The organism is Rahnella sp. CJA17(1/100), assembly GCF_963881615.1.
GTDB lineage: Bacteria > Pseudomonadota > Gammaproteobacteria > Enterobacterales > Enterobacteriaceae > Rahnella > Rahnella aceris.
Genome location: NZ_CAWOJA010000083.1, coordinates 87909 through 111678 on the forward strand (window position 1 = coordinate 87909; position 23770 = coordinate 111678).

At 53.6% G+C, this 23770-nt stretch carries 22 protein-coding genes; 5 read left to right on the plus strand and 17 right to left on the minus strand.

Annotation, left to right across the window (positions count from 1 at the left end):
• Window positions 1-72: 72 nt before the first annotated feature.
• Genes AACU55_RS23840 through AACU55_RS23860 form a run of 5 tightly spaced genes read right to left on the minus strand, consistent with a single transcriptional unit; the run spans window position 73 to window position 2604 of the window.
• On the minus strand, window positions 73-720 hold the full coding sequence (locus AACU55_RS23840; protein WP_013577267.1) for a DUF4310 family protein: 648 nt from the start codon (window positions 718-720) through the stop codon (window positions 73-75).
• 13 nt (window positions 721-733) lie between these two features.
• On the minus strand, window positions 734-1510 hold the full coding sequence (locus AACU55_RS23845) for a DUF4311 domain-containing protein (protein ID WP_037035026.1): 777 nt from the start codon (window positions 1508-1510) through the stop codon (window positions 734-736).
• 32 nt (window positions 1511-1542) lie between these two features.
• The gene (locus tag AACU55_RS23850; protein ID WP_037035025.1) at window positions 1543-1842 is read right to left on the minus strand and encodes a DUF4312 family protein; all 300 of its coding nucleotides are present in this window, start codon (window positions 1840-1842) and stop codon (window positions 1543-1545) included.
• On the minus strand, window positions 1842-2207 hold the full coding sequence (locus tag AACU55_RS23855; protein WP_037035119.1) for an SFCGS family glycine-rich protein: 366 nt from the start codon (window positions 2205-2207) through the stop codon (window positions 1842-1844). The genes AACU55_RS23850 and AACU55_RS23855 overlap by 1 nt, the downstream gene beginning before the upstream one ends.
• A gap of 46 nt (window positions 2208-2253) precedes the next feature.
• The gene (locus AACU55_RS23860) at window positions 2254-2604 is read right to left on the minus strand and encodes a PRD domain-containing protein (RefSeq protein ID WP_112151049.1); all 351 of its coding nucleotides are present in this window, start codon (window positions 2602-2604) and stop codon (window positions 2254-2256) included.
• 399 nt (window positions 2605-3003) lie between these two features.
• Between AACU55_RS23860 and rnk the strand changes: the two genes are divergently transcribed.
• On the plus strand, window positions 3004-3414 hold the full coding sequence (gene rnk / locus AACU55_RS23865) for a nucleoside diphosphate kinase regulator (protein ID WP_013577272.1): 411 nt from the start codon (window positions 3004-3006) through the stop codon (window positions 3412-3414).
• A gap of 705 nt (window positions 3415-4119) precedes the next feature.
• Here the strand turns inward: rnk and cybC are convergent.
• The gene (cybC, locus tag AACU55_RS23870) at window positions 4120-4506 is read right to left on the minus strand and encodes a cytochrome b562 (RefSeq protein ID WP_134706251.1); all 387 of its coding nucleotides are present in this window, start codon (window positions 4504-4506) and stop codon (window positions 4120-4122) included.
• Window positions 4507-4653: 147 nt separating this feature from the next.
• Window positions 4654-5994: a metalloprotease PmbA gene (pmbA, locus tag AACU55_RS23875; RefSeq protein WP_015690526.1), complete on the minus strand. Its 1341-nt coding sequence runs from the start codon at window positions 5992-5994 to the stop codon at window positions 4654-4656.
• Between the two features lie 227 nt (window positions 5995-6221).
• Here pmbA and yjgA point away from each other — a divergent pair, with 227 nt between their 5' ends.
• Window positions 6222-6773 (plus strand): ribosome biogenesis factor YjgA, encoded by a 552-nt coding sequence (yjgA, locus tag AACU55_RS23880; RefSeq protein WP_013577276.1) that lies wholly within the window; start codon window positions 6222-6224, stop codon window positions 6771-6773.
• Between the two features lie 52 nt (window positions 6774-6825).
• Here the strand turns inward: yjgA and AACU55_RS23885 are convergent, their stop codons facing one another.
• From AACU55_RS23885 to AACU55_RS23895, 3 genes are all read right to left on the minus strand, one after another.
• A complete protein-coding gene (locus AACU55_RS23885) occupies window positions 6826-7119 on the minus strand; it encodes a barstar family protein (protein WP_134706316.1) in 294 nt (97 codons plus the stop codon).
• A 5-nt stretch (window positions 7120-7124) separates the two neighbouring features.
• Complete coding sequence (locus tag AACU55_RS23890; RefSeq protein WP_013577278.1) at window positions 7125-7571, minus strand: ribonuclease domain-containing protein; 447 nt, start codon at window positions 7569-7571, stop codon at window positions 7125-7127.
• 77 nt (window positions 7572-7648) lie between these two features.
• Window positions 7649-9109 (minus strand): NAD-dependent succinate-semialdehyde dehydrogenase, encoded by a 1461-nt coding sequence (locus tag AACU55_RS23895; protein ID WP_134706252.1) that lies wholly within the window; start codon window positions 9107-9109, stop codon window positions 7649-7651.
• A gap of 412 nt (window positions 9110-9521) precedes the next feature.
• Between AACU55_RS23895 and AACU55_RS23900 the strand changes: the two genes are divergently transcribed.
• Complete coding sequence (locus AACU55_RS23900) at window positions 9522-11120, plus strand: APC family permease (RefSeq protein ID WP_037035018.1); 1599 nt, start codon at window positions 9522-9524, stop codon at window positions 11118-11120.
• 93 nt (window positions 11121-11213) lie between these two features.
• Window positions 11214-11795, plus strand: coding sequence for a maltose acetyltransferase domain-containing protein (locus AACU55_RS23905; RefSeq protein WP_134706253.1), 582 nt, complete (start codon window positions 11214-11216; stop codon window positions 11793-11795).
• A gap of 7 nt (window positions 11796-11802) precedes the next feature.
• On the opposite strand, the gene aaeB is transcribed toward AACU55_RS23905, so the two are convergent.
• Genes aaeB through aaeX form a run of 3 tightly spaced genes read right to left on the minus strand, consistent with a single transcriptional unit; the run spans window position 11803 to window position 14918 of the window.
• Entirely contained in the window at window positions 11803-13761 is a 1959-nt protein-coding gene (gene aaeB / locus AACU55_RS23910) for a p-hydroxybenzoic acid efflux pump subunit AaeB (RefSeq protein ID WP_013577281.1), read from the minus strand.
• A 10-nt stretch (window positions 13762-13771) separates the two neighbouring features.
• Entirely contained in the window at window positions 13772-14707 is a 936-nt protein-coding gene (aaeA, locus tag AACU55_RS23915; RefSeq protein ID WP_013577282.1) for a p-hydroxybenzoic acid efflux pump subunit AaeA, read from the minus strand.
• A 7-nt stretch (window positions 14708-14714) separates the two neighbouring features.
• Window positions 14715-14918 (minus strand): p-hydroxybenzoic acid efflux pump operon protein AaeX, encoded by a 204-nt coding sequence (gene aaeX, locus AACU55_RS23920; RefSeq protein WP_013577283.1) that lies wholly within the window; start codon window positions 14916-14918, stop codon window positions 14715-14717.
• Window positions 14919-15191: 273 nt separating this feature from the next.
• On the opposite strand from aaeX, the gene aaeR reads away from it, so the two are divergent.
• Window positions 15192-16130: an HTH-type transcriptional activator AaeR gene (gene aaeR, locus AACU55_RS23925; protein ID WP_013577284.1), complete on the plus strand. Its 939-nt coding sequence runs from the start codon at window positions 15192-15194 to the stop codon at window positions 16128-16130.
• A 73-nt stretch (window positions 16131-16203) separates the two neighbouring features.
• Here aaeR and tldD read toward each other — a convergent pair whose 3' ends face one another.
• The 4 genes from tldD to AACU55_RS23945 all read right to left on the minus strand — a co-directional run bounded on the left by tldD (window position 16204) and on the right by AACU55_RS23945 (window position 23769).
• Window positions 16204-17649 carry a metalloprotease TldD gene (gene tldD / locus AACU55_RS23930; RefSeq protein WP_013577285.1) on the minus strand — a complete coding sequence of 482 codons (1446 nt, stop codon included), beginning with the start codon at window positions 17647-17649 and terminating at the stop codon, window positions 16204-16206.
• A gap of 141 nt (window positions 17650-17790) precedes the next feature.
• Window positions 17791-21618, minus strand: coding sequence for an AsmA2 domain-containing protein YhdP (yhdP, locus tag AACU55_RS23935; RefSeq protein ID WP_134706254.1), 3828 nt, complete (start codon window positions 21616-21618; stop codon window positions 17791-17793).
• Window positions 21619-21716: 98 nt separating this feature from the next.
• Window positions 21717-23186, minus strand: coding sequence for a ribonuclease G (gene rng / locus AACU55_RS23940; protein WP_013577287.1), 1470 nt, complete (start codon window positions 23184-23186; stop codon window positions 21717-21719).
• The gene (locus AACU55_RS23945; protein ID WP_037035013.1) at window positions 23176-23769 is read right to left on the minus strand and encodes a Maf family protein; all 594 of its coding nucleotides are present in this window, start codon (window positions 23767-23769) and stop codon (window positions 23176-23178) included. The genes rng and AACU55_RS23945 overlap by 11 nt, the downstream gene beginning before the upstream one ends.
• Window position 23770: the final 1 nt, after the last annotated feature.

A 23770-nucleotide genomic window follows, 5' to 3' on the forward strand; every position in this document is an offset into this window, starting at 1 on the left:
TCCATAATCTCGGGCGTCAGGAGTGTTCCTGACGCCCGTTTACTGCAGCTTTTCTTCTGTACTACTGCGTTCTTACAGTGAAACCGGGAAGACAGCGCCCAGCACCATTGCGCCGAGAATGGCACCACCGGTAATCGGTTTTTGCCACAGATAGAAACCCAGTGCGCCAATCAGCGAGCCCAGACCGATAGGAATCGATGCCGCCATTGCCGACAGGATAATCAACGGCCCGAGGAAGCGGCCGGAGGCATTACCCGCGCCCATCATCACGTCAGCGCCGTAGGTAGAATTGCTCTGATTGATGGTGAATTTACGTGCCAGAATGATGATGTAACCGACGGCTAACCCGAGGATCAGGCCGGTTACCAGCGAGGCCGCGAAGTTCGCCACCGGGAAGATAATCCCCGCGCCGAGCAACATTGCCGGGACGCCCAGGCCGATACCGGTCTGGATCGCACCGCCGATATCGAGAATACCGACCAGCGAACCTTCGATGATGCGGGCAAACAGAAAGCTGGCACCGAAGGCCGCCACGGCGCCGTACACGCCGGTATCCATGCCGGAACGCAGCATTGATACAAACGCCACTTCGTTAAACGCACCGATGCCGTACAGGTAATACATGTGTGTCCCGGCGAAAACACCGGAAGACAGCAGTCCGACAAAAATCGGGAACGACCACTCGGCGTACCAGAAACCACGTTTGGCTTGTTCTTCCATTGTCATGTTCCTCTTACTTGCCGCTGAGTGAATTGTGAATGCCGTTCAGCCATGTCGGGACGTCCAGCATGAATGACTGCAACAGTTTGACGTCGAAGCCACGGAAGAAACCGCTGAGGACGAACAGCGCGATAATCGCCGCCATCATCACTTTGGTGACGTGGTTCCAGCCGCTTTCTTCGACGCCTTTACCGATCAGGATACCCAGCACCAGACCCGGTACGGCGTTACCCATGATCATCTGCGCCAGACCACCAAAAATAGTGGCCCAGAAACCGGAACGACGTCCTGCATCGATCGCCGCCAGCCAGAAAATCACCGGCATCACGGTGTTCACCAACAGGTTGGCCGCAGGCACCAGCACTTTGATTGCCGTGACCTGCAACGCCGCAGGCACCGCAGACGCGGTAGTGTTGAGGAAGGCGACCACAATCATGCCGATGATGCCGCCTGCAATCGCCATCTTGCGCGGGTCATGCATGGTTTCAGCCACATTGCGGTTTTTAAACATCAGGGCAGCGGTTGCCCAGTGGGGAATGATGCGGTGGTCAACGTCCTGGGTGAAAGAACCTGCCGCCACGGAAGAAGCCCAGGCGTTAAAGAAGAAGCCCAGACCAAATGAGAAATGCGAAGCCGGATCGCCTTCACAGGAGTTTAATTCCCCAAGCGTACGAAAAGCCCCCATTCCTTGCACGGTGGGGGCATGGAACATACGTGCGGCCCCCGCACCTACGCCCACGCCAACCAGTCCGCCGATAATAAGCGACTTAAATAAAATAATTAAAAACATCAGTATATCCTTGTCATTTATAGCTAACGTTTTTATTTCGTGACAAAAACTACCTGTTCCGTATTAATAACAGTCAGGTTGACGGTAATGTCTAACGCCACGTAATAACTCTTTCTTTCCCTGGCCAGAAAAAAGAACAGAAACTTTTCTCTTTTGACTGACTCTTCTGCCTTTATTATCCTGACGTCCTGCGGTTCTATACGCAGTAAGACATTATTGGCAGACGATTTGAGAACCGTTCTCTGAACCTGACTCAGTGCGGAAGAAAAGGCGGCAGCCTTATTTTCGCCCTTTCCTTCAACCCGAACTGTCGTGGTTAATTGTTGCTTCATTACGCCTGACCATACTTCTTGTTATAAGCTTCAACCAGACGCTGACCCAGTTCTTCTTTATCCATAAATCCGAACCCTAATACTAAACAGCCTTCGTTAATTGCCGTGACACCTTCATCCACTGAACGCATCCCGTACTTAGCTTTATATCCGTATTTGTTTTGTGCGGTAATCGCACCGGCACCTCCACTGCCGCAGAAAGAAATACCAAAGGTCGCACCTTCTGCTTTCATCACGTCACCGAGTTTCATATCTGCTGCCATACCCGGGACAACGACGGCTTTCCCGCCAGCCGCTTCCACGCCGGCTGCCACTTTCTGGCCTTTTCCTAAACGGTCACCGATCACCACTAATACTTGTCCCATCATTCACATCTCCGGATAATTAATTCGTTAAATTTTCAGTAAAAGGTTATTTAGGTTCGTTATCTCTTGCGACTTCGAAATGTACCGAGAGTAAATACGCTTCCTCAATCGGTAAGTTTCCAAACCAGCTGACCACGTCCTCTGCCATTTGCATGGACTCAGCAGAGATTTCATCAAATAAATCTTTTTCGACTTCAGGCAACGGCTCGCCGGTAATTGAGCGTAATACCATGGCTTTAACGTGTGACGTTAACATCTGCAACTGAACATCGGTGGTATAGATATTCTTCGCACTTTGCATCGCCTGAATATCCTTTAATACTTGCTCTGTTATCGCCGCAGCATCTTTCAATTCAATCCGCCCGGTCCCATTCACAGATGCGCTTGCGTTATTCACTCGCGATTACCTCTCTCCTTGCCTGACTCACTATTTTCAGCCATTTATTTCGTCTGTCTTTACCCTAACCCCGCGCAGATTTCCTGTGTAGAGGATCTTTTTCCAGTTCGAAGTGGAAATACGGTGCGCTGAGCAGATCCAATTCGCAAAACGAAAAGTTAAGTCGTTATATCACTGAATATTTCGGTTTGTAGCAGCGTATTTCACTGGTAATCGGAATTTTCGCAATGCGGATTAATTACCTCGCAATGCTTTCATTTCTGCTTAAGAATGCCTAGTATCAAAGAACACACGCAAATTCCCGACACCCCCGCGCTTACCCGCGGGGGTGTTATTTTTTGCCGACCGGCACCCCACCCGCATGAAGCGGGTGATGCAAAAGGAACCACGGAGAATGTTATGAGTAAACCGATACTGATCATCAACGAACTTGACGCAGAACGCCTGGATACACTGCTGGCACAACCGGCCTTTGCCAACACCCCGGTCGCCGATGCACTGAACGAAGAGTTAGATCGCGCAGAGATTTTGCCGCCCGAGCAAATCCCCGCCGACGTGGTCACGATGAACAGCAAGGTGCGCTTTACAGAAGGTAAAGACGGCGAAGAACATATCCGAACGCTGGTGTATCCCGCAGCGCTAAAAGACAGTAAAGAACAGCTGTCCGTGATGGCCCCACTGGGGGCTGCCCTGCTGGGGCTGCGCACAGGCGGAAGTATCACGTGGGAAATGCCGAATGGCGAGAACAGCCGGATTGAAGTGCTGGAACTGTTGTATCAGCCGGAGGCGGCGGGGGAATTGCGTCGTTAAGGGTTTTCTTTTGCAGAAGCCGCTGCAATGGCGGCCTCATTGAATACTGCGAAAGTTTCGGTTTCTCATATGCAGAAACCGCTGCACTGCTTTACTAAATACTGAGAAAGTTTCGGTTTCTCACGTGCGGTGATCGCTTGACTCGCAGCGCCGAAACCGCCCAAGAGGGAGAAGTGCTTTCTCCCTCTTGGATCTCCCTCCGCTTTTTACTGCGCGCTGTCGCTGGCACAACGGACATGTTCTGCTGCATCGGTGAGTGGCGCAAAATGTCATCGCTGCGCGATTCCCTCATTTCAGGCTTCGAGCCATAGGTCTCGAGCCGTTCATTCGGTGCCATTTTTGAGCACGCCAATAAACCTATCTAGAAGATACAAATAATCTGCCGTTGAATTTAAGATCCTGCGGGCGATTCAGAAATCTTGCTGAGTGAGAGGTTGCAGACCTTAGGCTGCAATCCCGAAAGGAAGGCACCGCGCAGCGGCAAGATTTCCAGCCTGTCGCGGTGGTACCTGAAACAGAGCCAGCGAGCGAAGCGCGCAGTTTAAGACGTGGAGATTCCAAAGAGGGCTCGTCTTAGCCCTCTTTGGTCGGTTTCGGCGCGAAAGACCGAGTGATCACCGCGTTTGAGAAACCGAAATTTTCACCGCTCTCAGCGCCCTCAGCGCCCTCAGCATTGAGAATGCCGCTCAGACACCGGTCATCTGCCTACTTAAACTTCTTATGATTCTCGTTACGCGTAGCCTTAAACCCTTCAGCTTCTTTCTTCGCTTCATCCACTTTGCCTGCTTTGGCTAAAGCGGAAGCTTTATCAATCTGGCCGATCAGTGTATCCAGCCCTTTGTGGTAATCCTGCATTTCAGGGCTGTCCGGCGCTTTGCCTTTCAGTTTCGGTGGTGTGGCTTTTTTCGCGTCCTCGGCAGCCGCTTTCATGTTTGCCAGACCGGTGGTCAGTTCGGCCTGATCGCTGGTTTTCAACACCTTGCCGTAGTTATCAGCAATTTTATCCATGTCCGTTTCTAAATCTGCTGCCAGTGCTGCCGTGCTGCTGCCGAGCATGGCTATCACCGCTAACGCCATCAGTTGTTTACGCATGAACTATCTCTCTATTGTTATTTGTTTATTAGATAAAACGACATTGCTTGTAAGGCTTTATAAAAATAGGCTGAGAGAGAGAAAAACGGGATGAATTTTTTGTAAAGAATTAAAGCAGCGATCGGGCGACCGCTGCTTTAAGGAGGGTTATTCGCCAGCGATTTTCATTGCCGGTAACAGCACGGAACCGCACTGGATATTGCTGCGGGTTTCGATGTCGCTGCCAATGGCGACCATATTGCGCCACATGTCTTTCAGATTACCGGCAATGGTGATTTCGCTTACCGGATACTGGATCTCGCCATTCTCGACCCAGAAACCTGCCGCGCCACGGGAGTAATCGCCGGTAACACCACTGACGCCCTGCCCCATCAGTTCGGTGACGACCAGGCCTTTATCGAGCTTACGCAGCATTCCGGCGAAATCATCGCCCTGACCGGCGATGCGCCAGTTGTGAATGCCGCCCGCGTGACCAGTGGTTTGCAGACCGAGCTTACGCGCGGAATAGCAGGTCATCAGCCAGTTTTGCAGCACCCCGTCTTTGACGATATCACGACGCTCGGTGCGCACACCTTCGCTGTCGAATGGCGTGGAAGCCAGCCCCTGCAACAGGTGCGGATGTTCTTCAATGGTCAGCCACTCCGGCAAAATTTGCTTGCCGAGGCTGTCGAGCAGGAAAGACGATTTACGGTAAATGCTGCCACCGCTGATCGCCCCCACCAGATGCCCGAACAGGCCGGTCGCCACTTCAGAAGCGAACAATACCGGGGCCTGCATGGTCGGTAATTTGCGCGGCGCCAGACGTGACAAGGTGCGGCGGGCGCACTCTGCGCCGACCCATTCAGGGTCTTTCAGATCGCTCATTTTACGGGCGATGGAGTAGGCGTAATCGCGCTCCATGTCGCCTTCGTGTTCGGCAATCACTGAGGCGGAAATCGAATGACGCGTCGAGCAATAGCTTTGCAACATGCCATGGCTGTTACCGAAAACGCGGATACCGTAATGGCTGTTGAAACTGCCACCTTCGGTATTGGTGATACGCTTGTCAGCCTGCAACGCCGCCTGTTCAGCACGTGCGGCCAGTTCGATGCTGCGATCCGGATCCAGCTCTTCCGGGTGGAATAAATCCAGGTCCGGCGCATCGAACGCCAGCATCTCTTTATCGGCCACGCCCGCGAACGGATCCGGCGACGTGTAACGGGCAATATCCAGCGCCGCCTGCACGGTGCGGGAAATAGCGTCCGGGCTTAAATCGGTGGAAGACGCACTGCCTTTACGGTTCTGATAATAAACGGTGATGCCCAGTGCGCCGTCGCTGTTGAATTCCACATTCTCGACTTCGCCAAAACGGGTGCTGACGCCGATACCGGTGGTTTTGCTGACCGCCACTTCTGCAGCATCTGAACCGGCTTTCGCCAGTTCCAGTGCCTGAGATACGGCCTGTTCCAGAGTCTTACGCTGCTGCGCTACTTGATTCACTACGTTCATCGGCATGCCATCGCTTATGAGATAAAAGGGATTGTTCTACACTGATATACAGAAAGTCTTATCTTTGAGTCTAACAGAGACTCGCCACAATTTCGCATTCACTCCGGCGTTGTTATGCCCAAAGTTGCAACAGAACATGGATGTATGCGGCATAACCCTGCATAATGCCGCCAAAGCAATAAAGCACAATCAAACTGACAGGATTACCTCGTTAAGAGGAAGCGCCCATGACAAAGAAAATTGACGACTGGCACGACGACGTTCCCGAAACCAACGAGAACGAAGATGATGAAGAAATCATCTGGGTCAGTAAAAGTGAAATTAAACGTGACGCCGAGGCGCTGAAAGATCTCGGTGCAGAAATGGTTGAACTGGGTAAAAACTCGCTGGACAAACTGCCGCTGGACGACGATCTGCGCGCAGCGATCGACTTAGCGCAGAAGATCAAGAAAGAAGGCCGCCGCCGCCAGTTACAGCTGATCGGTAAAATGCTGCGTTCCCGCGATGTTGAACCGATCCAGACCGCGCTGGATAAGCTGAAAAACCGCCATAACCAGCAGATTTCGCTGTTCCATAAACTGGAAATGCTGCGTGACCGTCTGGTTGAAGAAGGTGATGATGCGATCCCGCCGGTACTGGAATTGTATCCTGAAGCCGATCGCCAGCAACTGCGCGCACTGATCCGTAACGCACAGAAAGAGAAAGCCACTAACAAGCCGCCGAAATCTTACCGCCAGATTTTTCAGTATCTGCGCGAACTGGCTGAAGGTCAGGAATAAAAAAACAAAAACCCGCCTTTTTACTTAACAGAAAATGGCGGGTTTTTTCTTTTCAGCCTTTAGCCTTTACTGCGGGTTTCTCCAGCAGATTAAGCCGCAACTCGCCTTCCAGTTCTTCCTCCGCTTCTTCAAACAACAGAATCAGCGCGCCGAAACGGCGTTTACGGCTGGCATTCAGATTAATGAAATCTATCTCAACCGGCAGTGTAATCCCGCCCGTTACCTCATCCCAGAGTGCGTCCAGATTCGCGCCGAAGCTGTCAGTCAGTGCAAACTGACGGACAAACTCGCGGTAGAATGCGGGTAAATCCGGGATGTGATTAAAATCGAAGCTCACTTTATTCATCGACATCACTCCACCCGAACGAAGTTCTGATAATGGTCTTTACTGACATAAATCAGCCCGTCGCTGGCAAACAACACGCGGTCAGCACCGCGACGCCCGCAGCGATAGTTAATATCCGCTTCGCGCCACACCCTTTTGTATGCCGAAGGCAAACGTCCTTCCCGGTTTGAGAAGCGGTCACCACCGATGGCTTTGCCCGGCAAGACATCACATAAATTCCCGGAACGGGCATCCCAGCCGGCTTCCCGCGCCTTTTTCTTGGTGATGTAATTTTCAGGCAATTTATGGTTCTGGCGTAAATAGCCGATCACCGTTTGTTCATCGGTGCCCGGAACTATTGTGCCCTGATTATATGTCGTTTTCGCGACAACCTGCCCCGCGACACCGCACAGCCCGAAAAACACGGCGGCCATCATCAGATTGCGCACACACCGCCCGTTAAATGCCTTCATTGACGTCCTTTGTGTTTAGCCGGAATGAGTCTGTTTCTGTTTATTGTTTCTTAAAAAGTAACTTCTGGAAAGCTGACTTAAAGATTCCCTAAATGCAGCGTTTTCACCTGCAAATATTCTTCCAGCCCCAGCACCGAACCTTCACGTCCCAGGCCAGATTCTTTTACGCCGCCAAATGGCGCGGCTTCGTTGGAAATCGCACATTCATTAATGCCAATCATCCCGCTCTCAATAGCATCCGCGACCCGGAAAATACGTTGAAGATTCTGGCTATAGAAATACGCTGCCAGCCCGAAAGGCGTGTCGTTGGCGCGTTTAATCACTTCCTCTTCCGTTTTGAAACGGAAACAGGCCGCCAGCGGACCGAAGGTTTCTTCATGCGCCACTTTCATGTCATCAGTGGCATCAATAATGACCGTCGGCTGGAAGAAGTTGCCACCGAGTTTGTGGCGCTGTCCGCCCTCCATCAGGCGTCCACCTTTCTCCAGCGCGTCCTTGACGTGCTCTTCAACTTTCTCCAGTCCTTTGATATCAATCAGCGGCCCGACAATGACGCCTTCGTCCATGCCGTTGCCGACTTTCAGCTTGCGTACTTCTTCCACCAGCCGCGAGGTAAACGCCTCGTACACGCCCTCCTGCACATAAATACGATTGATGCACACGCAGACCTGGCCGGTATTGCGGAATTTACAAGTGATCGCGCCCTTCACCGCCGCCTCAATGTCGGCATCGTCAAACACGATATACGGCGCATTGCCACCCAGTTCCATCGACACCTTTTTCATGGTGTCGGCGCTGTTACGCACCAGCGTTTTGCCGATTTCCGTCGAGCCGGTAAAGGAGACTTTACGTACCGCATTGCTGGTCATAATCACGTCGCTGATGGCACCGGTGTCACCGGCCACGCCATTGATCACACCGTCCGGAACCCCGGCATCCTGCGCCAGTTGCAACAAGGCGAACGCCGACAGCGGCGTGTTACTGGCCGGTTTGATGAGACCGGTACAGCCTGCCGCCAGCGCCGGACCCAGTTTACGGGTGAGCATCGCCAGCGGGAAATTCCACGGCGTGATGGCCGCCACCACGCCGACCGGTTCGCGGGTCGCCAGAATGCGTGAGCCGGATTTGGCCGGAGGAATGATTTCTCCGTTAGCGCGTTTGGCCTCTTCGCTGAACCATTGCAGGTAGCTGGCGGCGTAATCGACTTCGCCCAGTGCCTCTTTCAGCGGTTTGCCCTGCTCGGCAACCATCAGCTCGCCCAGAAACTGCTTATTTTCCAGCATCAGTTCATACCAGCGATGCAAGATTTCAGAACGCGCTTTCGCAGTGGTTTTGCGCCATTCGGGGAATGCGTCACTGGCCGCCTTTACTGCAGCTTGCGTTTCCGCCTTTCCGGCTTTGGCGACTTTGGCGACCACATCGCCGGTTGCCGGATCCAGCACATCAAAGGTTTCTTTGGCTTTAAGCCATTTACCACCGGCAAAATAGCCGGTCTTAAATAATGGATGCGTGGAGAGTTTATGAGGTTGGGCTGACATGAGGATCCTCCTGATTTATGCCGTTCAAAACGGGATATTGCAGTAAGTATAGACGCTAAAAATCCGAACGACGGCACCGAGCCTTCAGCGTTCTGTGCTTGTAACATTCAGTTACACAGGACATTTCTGCTGATATTACGGAAAATACCCGCACAACACTGATGCTTTTCCTGCCCCACGCAGGTGCATCGCGTGACCACTGCGCGATCTTTTTGCGCCATCAGATAGCATGCAAACCATAAGCACGGTGTGATTTTCGCCCGCAGCGGCGCAATGTGATGCAAATCAGATTACTGGCATGGTTCATGCTCAATACCTTCCGACCGCGCAATCCGGGCGCTGGTGCAAATTCCCTTTTTGGCAGTGAAGGCTTCTGCCGTCTTCCCAACTCTTCAACCCTAAAGAGGATCCTATGACTCAGGGGACTTTGAAAAAGAAATTAGGACTGGTGGATCTGACCTTACTTGGTGTCGGTTCCATGATCGGTTCAGGATGGCTCTATGCGGCGCTGACCAGTTCCGGCTATGCGGGTGGATTAACCGGCTGGGCGTGGCTGCTGGGCGCCGTGATGGTGCTGCTGATCGGGCTGGTGTTCGCCGAGCTTGCCGCCGCCATTCCGCGTGCCGGGGGTTTTGTCCGTTATCCGAATTACACGCACGGTAATGTGGTGGGTTTTGTCATCGGCGTAAGTTCGCTGCTGGCGTATACCAGTACTGCTGGCGTGGAAGTGGAAGCCGTGCGTCAGTATGCGATGTACTGGTGGCCCGCGCTTGGCCAGACCGACGGCAGCCCGACCGGTCTCGGCTTTGTGATGCAAATCGTTCTGCTGGTGGGTTTCTTCCTGCTTAACTACTGGAGCGTCAGTTTCTTCGGTCGCATCAACACCATTATTACGACCTTCAAATTCATCGTCCCCCTGATGGTGATTGTGACGCTGTTCGGCTATTTCCACGGCGGTAACCTGAGCGTACCGGGCACCGCACCGGGCGGCGTGCACGGCATCTTCTCGTCGCTGACCGGCGCTGGCATTGTGTTTGCGTACCTCGGATTCCGTCAGGCGGTGGATTTCGCCAGCGAGGCGAAAAACCCGCAGCGCAATATCCCGATCGCCATCATGCTGGCCATTGGCATCAGCTTCGTGATCTACATTCTGTTGCAGTTCGCCTTTATGGGCGCGGTGCCCACCGACATCCTCAGCGCACATGGCTGGGTCGGGCTGAAAACTATTTTCCAGTCGCCGTATGCCGATCTGGCGCGAAGTCTGGGCATTACCTGGCTGATTAACCTGATCCTGATCGACGCCGTCATTTCTCCGGCAGGGACCGGGAATATCTATCTCGCCGGAGCTTCCCGCGTGCTGTTTGCCTGGGCAAAGAACGGCCATCTGTTCTCGATTTTCGCCAAAGTCGATCCGAAATCGGGCGTACCGCGCGGCGCACTCTGGCTGTCGCTGATTCTGGCCATTGCCTGGACGCTGCCGTCTGAATTTCAGGTCTGGGGCGGGCTGATCGGTGCCGTAACGTCAGCCACCGTGTTCACCTATATGCCCGGACCGGTCAACGCTGGTGTTATGCGCTCACGGTTGCCAAATCTACCACGTCCGTTCCGGTTGCCGGTGTTTGGCCTGCTTAGCCCGCTGGCGTTTGTCGCCAGTACCCTGCTGATTTACTGGAGCGGCTGGTCAGTGAACGAATTGCTGATCCCGATACTGGTGATCGCATGGGTGGCGTACGTTTTGTTCGGCAAGAAAGATCAGCATTTCAAACGTGATGTGCAGAGCGCGTGGTGGTTGTTGGCTTATTACATCGCCCTTTTCATTCTCTCTTACTTCGGCACATACGGCGGTACCGGGGTGATATCCAGCCCGCTGGACATGGTGCTGGTCGTGGTGGTGACGCTGGTTTGCTATTACTGGGGCGTGGCGTCAGGGCATGAAAAACTGGAGATCCCGCAGGATGACGAGGAAGACGACACGCCGGTCAGCCCGCGCAGCGAGACCCGTGTCGCATAGTTGATGCAATAAAATTGTCGTACGTTCACATCATATTTCTTTGTCAGTAGACTGCGGGTTTTACTCCGTCATTCTCTGACAAAGGAACACGATATGTCGACGCGCGAAAAGATGAATAAGGGTGAGCTGTATACGGACATGGGCGAAGGATTGCCGGAGGAACGCCGCGCCGGAAAAGAGCGGGTGTACGATTACAACCTGACCCGTCCGTCAGAAGAAGAAAAACGCCAGCGGATGCTGAAAGACATGATGGGTAGCCTGGGCGAGAACGGCTGGATTGAGCCGCCGCTACGCGTCGCGTATGGCACCCATATTCATATCGGCAACAACTTTTACGCTAACTTCAATCTCACGGTAGTGGATGACGCTACCGTCACAATCGGCAATAACGTGATGATTGCGCCGAACGTCACCCTGGCGACAGCCGGACATCCCATCGATCCTGACATCCGCATCACCGGACAGCAATTCTCGCTGCCGATTGTCATTGAAGATAATGTCTGGCTGGGCACCGGCGTGATAGTCAATCCGGGTGTGACGATTGGACGTAACAGCGTGATTGGGGCTGGCAGTGTGGTGACCAAATCCATTCCCCCGGATGTGGTCGCGGCAGGTGTACCCTGCCGCGTATTACGTCCGATCACCGCCAGCGACCGTGAGGCTTTCCTGAAATAGCCGCCGGTCAGGCCAGGAAAGCGTGCTGATAACGTTGCAGCATGTCAGTGAGGCGCCTTACCGGCTCGGTCACTTTCAGTGGTGCGTCGTACTCGACCAGTTTCTCCTGATACTCACCCAGCTCTTTCAGTAACCGCTGATAATAATAGGTGCGCTTGCCTTCACCTGAAGCAGAGACCACGTGATCGGCCGTATTACGGATTTTCTTGTGGAATGCCGACAGCTCATCATTCACCGGCACTTCTGCCAGTTTCATGCGCTGGTGCGCGATAATCAGCATCAGCGCCAGACGGTATTTACCAATATCGTTCGGGAACATCACCAGCAACTGGTTCAGCTGATGATAAAGCGCCGGAAGATGGTTTTCACGACGCCGGTACGCTTTGGTGGTCAGCGCCGATACCGCGCTGCTCATAAAGCGGTTAAGCAGCGTACGCCCGGTTTTCTCGCGAGACTTGTCGCGCACAATCAGCAACACCGCCATCGCGATCACCGTACCGATCGCCTGCCCCATCGCGTTATCCAGAAACGACGTGACGTTAAAAACCATCGGATTGCTGAGCACCAGAATATTAATGGTGCCTGCCAGCAATCCGAGCATACCGAGACGGCGCTTGGTCACTTCGATACCGATAAAGAAGGTGAAGATCCCCAGCATCAGACACAGCAGGAACAGACTCTGCTGCGTTGCGGGCATGATCAGCATAAACATCATCGAGCCGACCGGAATCGCCAGCAACATGCCGATAATGAAATCCATCGCCATGCCTTTCGGGTTCGGCGTACGCATCGCCAGCGAAGTCACTACTGCGATGATAATCACGCAGCCGCTGGCCGACGTCCAGCCGGTCCACAGCCACATCAGGCAGCCGATGGTTGTCGCCGTGAAGGTTCTCAGGCCGTTGACCAGCGCATGGTGACGTTCTGCTGAAACAGGCCGCACCACCACTTCGCCATCGAGCACCCCGCTTTCAATGGCGCTGATACTGCTGTTGGTCTGGATGCCTTTCATCAGCAACAGCGCACGGGTTCCGGCACCGGTCCAGGCGCTGACCGTCATCAGCACGTTGTCGCTGTGCATGCCGGTAATCATCTGGCGTAATTGTTTCAGTCTGCGATGCACATCCGCCACGTTTTCAGCGGGTTCAGCAAACAATGCTTTCAGTTCAGGCGAGACCCGTTCCGGAGAGCTTTGCATAATCAGATAGGTTTCACACGCCTGGGTGATCATGCTCAGCGAGGTGCTGTGCAGCGCTTTCAGGCGACGATTACACCGCTGCCAGCGCGACGACTCCATCATCAGACTGCCGCGCATCCCGTTCAGCGCGGTAGTGCTTTTCACCAGGTTATTCCAGGACTTATCGATTTCTTCCTTCGTCCCGCTATTCACGCAAATCCGCATCAGCGCAAACTGATCCAACATCAGCTGACTGACGGCACGGTCAATATCTTTTTTGATGGAACGGGGAGAGAACAACAGGTCAGCGACGATAGCGCAGCAAATCCCGATAACGATTTCACTGCAACGCTCAACCGCAAACTGCGGAGTTTGCAAAGGCGAGCTGGCGGAAGTCACCACGATAATCAGCGCGGTATAACCAGCCAGACCCAGCGCATACGAGTTCTCGATACGAACCAGCGATGACCACCAGGTGCACACGCCCGCCCAGATGCAGCATAACAGCAGCATAACGACCGGTGCGCGGGCGGTAGCAATCACGATCACCAGCGCCGCGATACAGCCGATAAAGGTGCCGATAACCCGCAGAAAACCACGATGACGAATAGCACCGGCAAAGGGTTCGCCACCCGCCGCCAGCGCAGGTCCCGACGTTACGATCGCGGCAGTCATGGCCGACCAGCGCGGGGTTTCGAGTTGCAGATAGAACCCGAGAACCAGTGCGCCGAGGATCGCGAACGTCAGCTTACAGGCAAAACGCACGCGCGGGATAAGTACGCTATTCATCTTTCCGGCCTTAACCAAACTCTCTCAGACGGTGCAGGAGGCGAAGGAACGGGGATCCTTCATCTTGTTTACGGTCATGGCTGCCGGTAATCACGACCGTCGCCGTGGTACCTGCCGGATAAGGATGTTGCTGGTCTTTGTCATCAAGCAGAATTTTCACTGGCACACGCTGCGCCAGACGCACCCATTCAAGGTTGCTGTCGATGGTCGCCAGACCGTTGGTCGCCGCAGAAGAGGAACTGTTCGTCACCGCCGCCGCTACGCTGTCGACCGTACCGTGCATAATGCGGTTGCTGCCGAGCGGCGTGATTTCCGCACGATCCCCTTTTTTCAGCCCCGGCAGTTTGGTTTCTTCCAGATACGCCAGAATGTAGAAGGAATTTTTCTTCACCAGCGCCACGGCGGTCGAACCCCGGTTAATGTAGTTGCCCGGATGAACGGTCAGGTTAGTCACCCAGCCATCAGCAGGTGCGACAACTACGGTACGTTCCAGATCCAGCACCGCCAGATCCCGTGCAGCCTGCGCTTTCGCCAGCTGATGTTCAGCGGTTTGCAGCACGTTATTGGCCTGATCGATTTCTTCCTGCGACATGGCCTGTACGCCCAGTTTCACACGACGTCCGGCCTCGCGCTTTTTCTCAGAAGCCAGCGCCTGGTAATACGCGACGTCAGCACTCGCTTCGTCCAGCGCCTGCTGGTAACGCGGCTGGTCAATTTTGAACAGTACCTGGCCTTTTTTCACCAGTTGGTTATCCGTCACCGGCACATCGGTAATCAGACCGGTGACATCGGGCGCGATGGACACAACGTCAGCGGTAAACTTGGCATCACGGGTCCATGGAGATTCTGTATAGAACGCCCAGGCTTTGAAGATTGCGATGACAGCCAGCACGACAAGAATCAACGTTATTGTGTAACGTATTATTTTTATGGAGAAATTTTTCACAACGCCCTCAGACGAACATGCAGGAGATCAGGTAGAAAAGACAGCAGTACAACGCTGTGTTGAACAATGCCGGGTGCCAGACAAAATCATAAATTCCGGTGGGTTGCAATATGCGCCGCAGCAGGAAAAACACCACCAGCGCCAACAATATTTCAAAAAACACCGGAGGAAACGACAATCCGAAAATCACCATTACCGGAAGCAAACTCATCAAAAATTCCTTACATTATTACGACGGACAAACACATATCGTCCCGCGCACGCATTATTCGTTATTTTAGGCAACGGCACGCGACCCCGGAGAAAATAATTCAACGGGAGCTGAGCAATGAAGCTGCAGAGTTGCCAGGGAAGTGTGCGAAGGTAAGCATGATGTCAGGAAAACTGAAACCTGAGCTTTATCGCCCGGAAGGGTATATTAGCGTGCTTATTATCAACAGATCAACGTTCTGTGATCTAAATCACTTTTAAGCCAGAGTTAACAATGGACCGATTAAAACGCATGTCGATCTTTGCTCAGGTCGTGGAAAGCGGCTCCTTCACGGCGGCCGCACGACGCCTCGACATGAGCGTTTCTGCCATCAGCCAGACGATTTCAAAGCTGGAAAATGACTTACAAATCAAATTACTAAACCGTAGCACCCGCAGCATCGGTCTGACAGAAGCCGGTAAACTTTATTATCAGGGTTGCCGGAAAATGTTGCACGACGTGCGTGAAGTACATGAACAATTGTATGCCTTCAACAACACCCCGACCGGAACATTACGCATCGGCAGTTCATCGACGATGGCACAAAATGTTCTTGCCGCGATGACTGCGGAAATGCTCACCGAATACCCCGGTCTGACGGTGAATCTGGTGACTGGCATTCCGGCACCGGACCTGATCGCTGACGGACTGGACGTGGTGATCCGCGTCGGCGCGTTGCAGGATTCCAGCCTGTTCTGCACCCGCTTAGGCTCAATGCCGATGGTGGTGTGTGCGGCGCGCAGTTATCTGGCACAACACGGCACGCCGGAGAAACCCGCCGATATGGTGAATTTCTCCTGGCTGGAATACAGCGTCCGCCCGGACAGTGAATTTGAACTGATCGCCCCCGAAGGTGTTTCAACCCGTATTACACCGCAAGGCCGCTTCGTGACTAACGATTCACAGACCATGATCCGCTGGCTGAAAGCCGGTGTCGGTATCGCGTATGTTCCGCTGATGTGGGTGATTGAGGAGATTAATGCCGGTGAGGTGGAGATTCTGTTCAGGCGCTATCAGTCCGATCCGCGCCCGGTTTACGCGCTGTATACTGAAAAGGACAAACTGCCGCTGAAAGTGCAGGTCTGTATTGATTATCTGACGGATTATTTCAAACGGGTAAGCAAGGTGTATCAGGGATACCGGCAGGGCAAGAAAGTGACTCAGTGGAATTGAGTTCGTATCAAACCCAAAACCCACCTGACCTCCCCTTGTGAAAGGGGAGGGATAACACCGAAATAATCTTCTGCTACGCAGTGCCGCCGACGGTGAGATTATCCAGTTTCAGGGTAGGCTGACCGACCCCGACCGGCAGGCTCTGGCCTTCTTTACCACACACGCCGACGCCTTTATCGAGCGCCAGATCGTTGCCGACCATGGAAATCTGTTGCATCGCTTCAATGCCCGAGCCGATCAGCGTCGCGCCTTTCACCGGTTTGGTGATGCGGCCTTTTTCGATCAGATAAGCTTCGGAGGTAGAGAACACGAATTTACCCGAGGTGATATCCACCTGACCGCCGCCGAAGTTTGGCGCATACAGGCCAAATTCTACGCTACTGATAATGTCTTCCGGCGTTGATTTCCCGGCCAGCATATAGGTGTTGGTCATACGCGGCATCGGCAGATGTGCGTAAGATTCGCGGCGGCCGTTACCGGTCGGCGCAACGCCCATCAGGCGCGCATTCAGTTTGTCTTGCATGTAGCCTTTCAGCACACCGTTTTCGATCAGCACGTTGTACTGCCCCGGCACACCTTCGTCGTCAATCGCCAGTGAACCGCGCAGACCCGGCAGGGTACCGTCGTCCACTACGGTACACAGTTCAGAAGCCACCCGTTTGCCCATCTGACCGCTAAATACAGAGGTTCCGCGACGGTTGAAGTCACCTTCCAGACCGTGGCCTACCGCCTCATGTAACAGCACACCTGGCCAGCCTGCGCCCAGCACCACCGGCATGCCACCTGCCGGGGCGGCGACTGCCGTCAGATTCAGCAACGCCATACGCACGGCATCACGGGCAAAAGCTTCCGCACGCACTTCACCGTTAACGGTTTCGAGGAAGTAGTCATAACCAACACGACCGCCGCCGCCGCTTGAGCCACGCTCACGACGTCCGTCCTGTTCAACCAGAACGCTCACGGACAGACGCACCAGCGGGCGAATGTCTGCCGCCAGCGTGCCGTCGGTGGCTGCCACCAGGATGTTTTCATACACGCCGGTGATGCTGGCACTGACTTCCTGCACGCGCTTATCGGCCGCACGGGCAATTTTGTCGACGCGGTGCAGCAGTTCGATTTTTGCTTCGCGTGACAGGCTTTGCAGCGGATCCAGCGGAGAATAAAGAGATTTATAGGCAATTTCGCCCAGCGTATGCGCTTTGCCATTGCCCTGGTCGCGGACAATGCTGCGGGCAGCTGTTGCACTCAGGTTCAGGGCATTCAGCGTGATTTGGTCAGCATAAGCAAAACCGGTTTTTTCACCGCTTACCGCACGAACACCAACGCCCTGATCGATATTGTAAGAACCGTCTTTGATGATGCTGTCTTCGATCACCCAGCTTTCATGGAAACTGGACTGGAAAAAGAGATCGGCATAATCAAGACGACGTTCAGACAACTGGCCCAAAATGGAAAACAGATCCTGATGACTCAGATTATTAGCAGTTAGTAACTGCTCACTGACTAAGGCCAGACTCATAGATGTTCACTCTCTTTTAGACGACAATCCGGCGTGCAGACTGTGGTCTACACAGTCTGCACGCCAGACAATCCATTGTTACAAGGTTATTAACAGCCTAACACAGCATGAACGAGGTTTCCTGCCACCTTCACGGTGGCGTTACTGTGCGGCGGCGGCTTTTGGATGTTCAACCGGTTTACGCAGAATTTCGTTGATACGGGGTTCTGCGATAGTGCCGTCAATCTGATAGCGGATAAGCGAGATTTTATTCCACAGCGGTGCCAGCACTTTACTGGCAGCGAAGACTGCAACGCCGACTACCGGGTTGATGACGAACGCCGTCGCCACACCTACTGTGGCGGAAATTTCCGGCGCAATGACCGCTTCGAGATCCAATTGCTGATTCACGAAATTGACCTTCCCGGTGATGGCGATATCTGCTTCCAGTCCGTCAACCAGCAGATCGTCGGTATGAAGTACGCCGTCTTTAATCCAGGCCGTGGATTTGATCGAGTCAAAATAGAAGCCCTGGCCAAAGGTATCGCTGAAATCAAGACGCAGTTTGCGCAGCAGCGCATCGAAGCTGACCAGTCGCAGCAATTGTCCGGCGCGGCCCGTGCCGACATCCGCAATTTCGCCTTTGCCCAGCGTGTTTTTCAGGGTGCCGTTCAGTGTGCTGATATCCGGCTTCCACGGCACGGATTTCCAGTGCAAATCAAAGTTAACGTCAAACGGCGCGCCTTTCAGTGGTGTAGTCACACCAAAGAATGACATGGCCTGCTCAATATTTTTACCGGTCAGCTTGCCTTTCAGGCCGGTGTTTTCGCCCTGCCCGTTCTGCCTCCAGTCGCCCTGCACGTCGAGACGTGCCACGCCGGTATCAATCAGACCATTACGCAGCATCAGTTGATCGCCTTGCGGTGTCAGGTCAGCATTCACTTTGCGGAAGTTCTGACCGAGGAACCAGCAGGCTTCACAACGCAGTTGCAATGCCGGCCAGCTGGCAAACGAAATTTTTTCAGTAGCAAACGGATTACCGCCCGGCTGACCGCTGCTGGCCACATCCGCGACCGTCCATTGCGGATTGAAATAGACGTATTTCAGATTAGCCAGCCACGGACCGTTGTCATTCATATTCAGCCTGCCATCGATTTCCTTACCTTTGGCAGTGACCTCCATGCCCTGATGCCCTTGTACCGAGGTGAGGGTCAGGTCATTCCAGACCTGTCCGCCCAGTGTCAGCGCAGGCGTTGTCAGGATAATCTGGTGCGGGAAGCTGAAACCGGCCAGTTTAGTAGTAGTGTCCTGCGTCGCTTTATCCGGTGACAGCAAACCCAGCCAGCTTTCACCATCAAGTGCGGGCAGATGGAGCGTCAGACTGCTGTCATCCGGCAATGGAGGCGTTTTTTTGCTGTTTGCCTGCCACGATGCGCGATCGAGTTTCAGTTGTTTACCCAGCAGCCAGCGGCTGTTGAAATGATCTTTGCCCGCCAGCACACCTTGCAGATTAAAACTGTGCAGGTCGCCTTTGACATTCACCACCAGCGGCAGCGGATGACCGGCTTTCTTGCTCAACGGATCGGGTAAGTGACTGCTCACATCTTTCAGATCGGCGTTTACATCGACGGTATAGGTCGGGGTGCCTTTGTGCGGCAGCGTAATATTGACGTCGCCTTTCCACGGTGTACCACCCGAAATTTTACTGGCTGCTGCCGCTGGCAAACCGGGGATTTTAGACAGTTGCCAGTTGGCATCCAGCCCGACCTGAACCTTGAAATCATCCGGCAGTTCCTGCGTGCTGAACATCACGTTGACCGGTTGCCCGAACCAGTTACCGGTAAGCCGGTTACTTTGCAGGTTGCCATTGTCATAACTGAACTGGCCACTGAGCTGACTGATTTTGCTGTTCAGCGGTTTAATAAACAGACTGTTGTTATTGAGCGTGACGCCACCGGATGCACGCACAAGTTCGCCATCAAGCGGAATATCCAGATGTAAGCGACCATTCACTTCACCGCCAATCTGCAATTCCTGTAGCGCCGAGCCCAGCGAGTCATGCAACGGCGTATCCATGAAATAATCGCCGATATCTTTCCCCTGCCCGCGCAGGTCCGCATCAATAAACAGTTTTTCTTTCAGGTAGTCAGGAATATTGGCAACGACGTTGTTGCCGTCCACATTGCCCAGTTTGGTGTGCGCGGCTTTCATAAACAGGCCGTCATTAAGGAAATCGAGATCGATATCCAGATCAGTCAGCGCTGGCCAACCTGGCTGGAACTCAAAGGTCGAGTGACGTAGCGGAACCCACACTTCAAACTGCCCTTCGTTCTTTTTGAACGGGAAATGATGTGGATTGCCGTTGAAGGTCAGGGTGGCGTTATCCACCTGACCGGCCTTTATGGCACCACTGAGATAATTTACCAGATGTTTGCCCATCAGCGGTTCAGGGAAATAGCGCCAGGCCTGACCGGCGTCATACAGGCGAATACCGGCCAGAATATTCAGCCACGGCTCACCTTTGACAGGCTGGTTGTAGCGGAAATCGCCTTTCGCCCACAGCGCGTTGGCTTTGACATCTACGTCTTTACCCGACAATGACCAGCCATCTTTGCCGTTCTTCCAGTTAAAGGTACCGGTCGCCGCACTGATATCCAGCGGTGCGCGGAACATTTCGCCGTACGGCAGCAGGCTGTCTTGTAATTTCACCGTCATCTGCCCGCCCGCCACGCTACCTTTCAGGCCACCACTGAAATGATTGACACCCGGCAGCAGTTTCCAGCGCTGCCAGCTGACATCGCGCCAGTTCACATCAAAACGGGTCTGATCAGGCTGCTTTAGCGGGATATCCAGCGCGAGCCGATCAACGTTACCGGCGGGTTTTAAATCCTGCCAGCGCTCCAGTAAAGCCGGAGTCAGGAATGAGAAAGTCGGGATCACCGGGCCTAAACGTTCCAGTTGCAGATTGGTGCCACGGATGCGCAGCTCTTCACCCTGCGAAGGCCCGAGGAACTGGTTATTTTCAGGCAGATAAAGTACTTCAAGGCGGCCTTTCGGCCACGCCACACCATCGGTTTTCAGATTCAACTGCTTCGTGCCAACCTGCCAGCCATTACCCTGACGGTTACCGTGTAATGTCAGATTATCGACATCGAGCTGGTGTTCCTCAGTGCCATTTTTCCAGGTGGCAGAGCCATTTTTCAGCAATGCGTCAGCGGCATAAATATCGCCACTACGCACCGTCAGCCACGCCGCGAGGCTGAAGTTAGCACTTTCCAGACCGGTATTATTGCGCAACCACCGGCTGAACCACGGTTTCATGTCGATATCATCGGCCTGAAGATAAATTTTCCCGTTATTGAGCAAACCATTGGTGTCGTTCAGATCCATACGCAACTGCACAATGCCGTGCTGCCCGTTAAAACTCGACAGGCTAAGCTGCCCTTCGGCGCGATGGCGGTTGTGGCTGTTCAGCCAGGTCATCTGAGGAATGTCGAATTCCGCCCGTGGACCGGAAGGCGTCAGGAAGGAAATACGGCTGTTGCGCAGATCGAAATGGTCGACCTGTCTGAGGAAAATATCACTGACGCGGTTTGGCTGGATGCCGTTGCCTTTATTGCTTTCGCCACCCAGCGTGCTGTTTAAATCCAGCTGCAAATTGTAAAAAGTAAGGTCGCGGAACTGCCAGCGGAAATGCAGCAAGGATTGCCAGACGTCCAGCGCCAGGGTAATGCGCTGAACCTGCCACTTTGAGTCCGGTAATGTCACCTGAAGGCCTCGGATCTCCATGATCGGGCCAAAGGTTTTCCAGCTGGCGCTGACTTGCGATAACTCGATCGGTACGCCCGTGACCGCCTCGACTTTCCCGACCAGTTGATCCTGGAAGCGGGTCAACTGAGGCAATGCCAGACGCAAGCCACTGATCACCAAAGCCACTATCACGACAAGGGTTGCGCTGGTGGTTAATAAAATACCGGGCAGTCGCCTCAAACTTCTCTCCTTGTTTTCCATTCCATGCTGGTTTTCACCCGCACAGACGGCAATGGAAACCTTTAACTTCTTGATGCTTCAGACGATTAGCCATCGGATCACATCATGACGACGTCAAACTGTTCCTGACTGTAGAGCGGCTCGATCTGCACTTTCACCTGCTTGCCGACGAAGATTTCTACTTCGGCCAGTGCATGGGATTCTTCTCCCTTGAGCGCTTCCCCTACTGCGGCAGACGCGTAAACCAGGAAACGGTCAGAATCGTAGGCATGATGCACACGCACAATTTCACGCAGAATTTCATAGCAGACGGTTTCAACGGTTTTCACCGTGCCGCGTGCATGACAGGTCGGACAATCGCTGCACAGCACATGTTCGACGCTTTCGCGGGTACGTTTGCGGGTCATCTCCACCAAACCAAGGGCGGAGAAACCGTGAATACCGGTTTTCACGCGGTCTTTCGACAGCGCCTGCTCGAGGCTGTGCAGCACGCGACGGCGATGATCTTCATTCGACATATCAATGAAGTCGATAATGATAATGCCGCCGAGATTGCGCAGCCGTAGCTGACGGGCAATGGCCTGCGTCGCTTCGGTGTTAGTGTTAAATATCGTGTCTTCCAGATTACGATGGCCGACAAACGCACCGGTATTAATATCCACGGTGGTCATGGCTTCGGTCTGATCGATAATCAGATAGCCGCCGGACTTGAGTTCCACCTTGCGCTCGAGCGCACGCTGGATTTCGTTCTCCACATCGAATAGATCGAAAATAGGCTGCTTGCCACTGTAATGCTCCAGCTTGCTGGTCATTTCAGGCATGTATTCGCTGGTGAATTCGACCAGCAATTCATACGTCAGACGGGAGTCAACGCGGATGCGGTCCAGTGCTTCACCGGCAAAATCACGCAGCACACGGTGCGCCAGTGCCAGCTCACCATACAGCTTGCACTTGGTTTTGTTGCGACGCTTGCGCTCCATCACCTTGGTCCACAAGCGTTTCAGGTAGGCCGCATCTTGTTTAAGTTCTTCTTCACCCACGCCTTCGGCTGCGGTACGAATAATATAGCCGCCGTGCTCATCACAATATTCTGAGACGATACGTTTGAGGCGATCACGCTCGGCTTCGCTTTCAATACGCTGCGACACGCCAACGTGTGACGCACCAGGCATGAACACCAGATAGCGGGAAGGCAAGGTAATGTCGGTCGTCAGACGCGCACCTTTGGTGCCCAGCGGATCTTTCACCACCTGCACCATCAGATCCTGGCCCTGATGCACCAGTTCTGCGATGTCACGCACGTGGAAATTTTTCTGCTCGTCACGCGCCACACATTCGGTGTGCGGCATGATGTCTGAAGCATGTAAAAATGCGGCTTTTTCAAGGCCGATATCGACAAATGCTGCCTGCATACCCGGCAGAACACGGCTGATACGCCCTTTATAAATATTGCCGGCAATCCCGCGCTTGGTCTCGCGCTCAATATGGATCTCCTGCAGAATGCCACCGTCAATGTAAGCCACGCGGGTTTCAGACGGGGTGACATTGACCAGTAATTCAGCTGTCATGTTTTCTCCTAAGCTCGCGTAAGGCAGAAAATTCATTGAGCAGTTCCTGAGTTTCCACCAGAGGAAGGCCCACAACTGCATAGTAACTGCCGCGAATTTCACGGACGAAACAACCGCCCTTTCCCTGAATACCATAAGCGCCCGCTTTATCCATGGGCTCACCGCTCAGAATATAATGTGCAATATCGTCGGAGGATAGTGAACGGAAAGTGACATCGGTCACAACCAACGTATTGAGGCATTCCTGCCTGTCGGCAAACGCAATGGCGGTCATCACCTGATGCTGTCTGCCAGACAATGCCTTAAGCATAACAGCGGCTTGCGCTTCGTCACGTGGCTTTTCCAACACTTTACCGTCGAGGACCACAATCGTATCTGCGCCAAGCACCGGCAAATCCTCTGCCGCGACCGCCACACCGGCCTGCGCTTTATCTTTCGCCAGCCGTAAAACATAATCTTGCGGGGCTTCGTCAGGCTGACGCTCTTCTGCAACTTCAGTCACCAGACGCTCAAAAGGCAGTTCCAGCAAGGCCAGTAATTCACGGCGACGTGGTGACCCGGAAGCCAGATAAAGTGCGGTCATA

What these genes read in the sequence shown, in the direction of transcription:
- AACU55_RS23840 (WP_013577267.1), bottom strand. Translation starts at nt 720, where the DNA reads ATGGAAGAACAAGCCAAACGTGGTTTCTGGTACGCCGAGTGGTCGTTC.
- AACU55_RS23845 (WP_037035026.1), bottom strand. Translation starts at nt 1,510, where the DNA reads ATGTTTTTAATTATTTTATTTAAGTCGCTTATTATCGGCGGACTGGTT.
- AACU55_RS23850 (WP_037035025.1), bottom strand. Translation starts at nt 1,842, where the DNA reads ATGAAGCAACAATTAACCACGACAGTTCGGGTTGAAGGAAAGGGCGAA.
- AACU55_RS23855 (WP_037035119.1), bottom strand. Translation starts at nt 2,207, where the DNA reads ATGGGACAAGTATTAGTGGTGATCGGTGACCGTTTAGGAAAAGGCCAG.
- rnk (WP_013577272.1), top strand. Translation starts at nt 3,004, where the DNA reads ATGAGTAAACCGATACTGATCATCAACGAACTTGACGCAGAACGCCTG.
- cybC (WP_134706251.1), bottom strand. Translation starts at nt 4,506, where the DNA reads ATGCGTAAACAACTGATGGCGTTAGCGGTGATAGCCATGCTCGGCAGC.
- pmbA (WP_015690526.1), bottom strand. Translation starts at nt 5,994, where the DNA reads ATGAACGTAGTGAATCAAGTAGCGCAGCAGCGTAAGACTCTGGAACAG.
- yjgA (WP_013577276.1), top strand. Translation starts at nt 6,222, where the DNA reads ATGACAAAGAAAATTGACGACTGGCACGACGACGTTCCCGAAACCAAC.
- AACU55_RS23885 (WP_134706316.1), bottom strand. Translation starts at nt 7,119, where the DNA reads ATGAATAAAGTGAGCTTCGATTTTAATCACATCCCGGATTTACCCGCA.
- AACU55_RS23890 (WP_013577278.1), bottom strand. Translation starts at nt 7,571, where the DNA reads ATGAAGGCATTTAACGGGCGGTGTGTGCGCAATCTGATGATGGCCGCC.
- AACU55_RS23895 (WP_134706252.1), bottom strand. Translation starts at nt 9,109, where the DNA reads ATGTCAGCCCAACCTCATAAACTCTCCACGCATCCATTATTTAAGACC.
- AACU55_RS23900 (WP_037035018.1), top strand. Translation starts at nt 9,522, where the DNA reads ATGACTCAGGGGACTTTGAAAAAGAAATTAGGACTGGTGGATCTGACC.
- AACU55_RS23905 (WP_134706253.1), top strand. Translation starts at nt 11,214, where the DNA reads ATGTCGACGCGCGAAAAGATGAATAAGGGTGAGCTGTATACGGACATG.
- aaeB (WP_013577281.1), bottom strand. Translation starts at nt 13,761, where the DNA reads ATGAATAGCGTACTTATCCCGCGCGTGCGTTTTGCCTGTAAGCTGACG.
- aaeX (WP_013577283.1), bottom strand. Translation starts at nt 14,918, where the DNA reads ATGAGTTTGCTTCCGGTAATGGTGATTTTCGGATTGTCGTTTCCTCCG.
- aaeR (WP_013577284.1), top strand. Translation starts at nt 15,192, where the DNA reads ATGGACCGATTAAAACGCATGTCGATCTTTGCTCAGGTCGTGGAAAGC.
- tldD (WP_013577285.1), bottom strand. Translation starts at nt 17,649, where the DNA reads ATGAGTCTGGCCTTAGTCAGTGAGCAGTTACTAACTGCTAATAATCTG.
- rng (WP_013577287.1), bottom strand. Translation starts at nt 23,186, where the DNA reads ATGACAGCTGAATTACTGGTCAATGTCACCCCGTCTGAAACCCGCGTG.
- AACU55_RS23945 (WP_037035013.1), bottom strand. Translation starts at nt 23,769, where the DNA reads ATGACCGCACTTTATCTGGCTTCCGGGTCACCACGTCGCCGTGAATTA.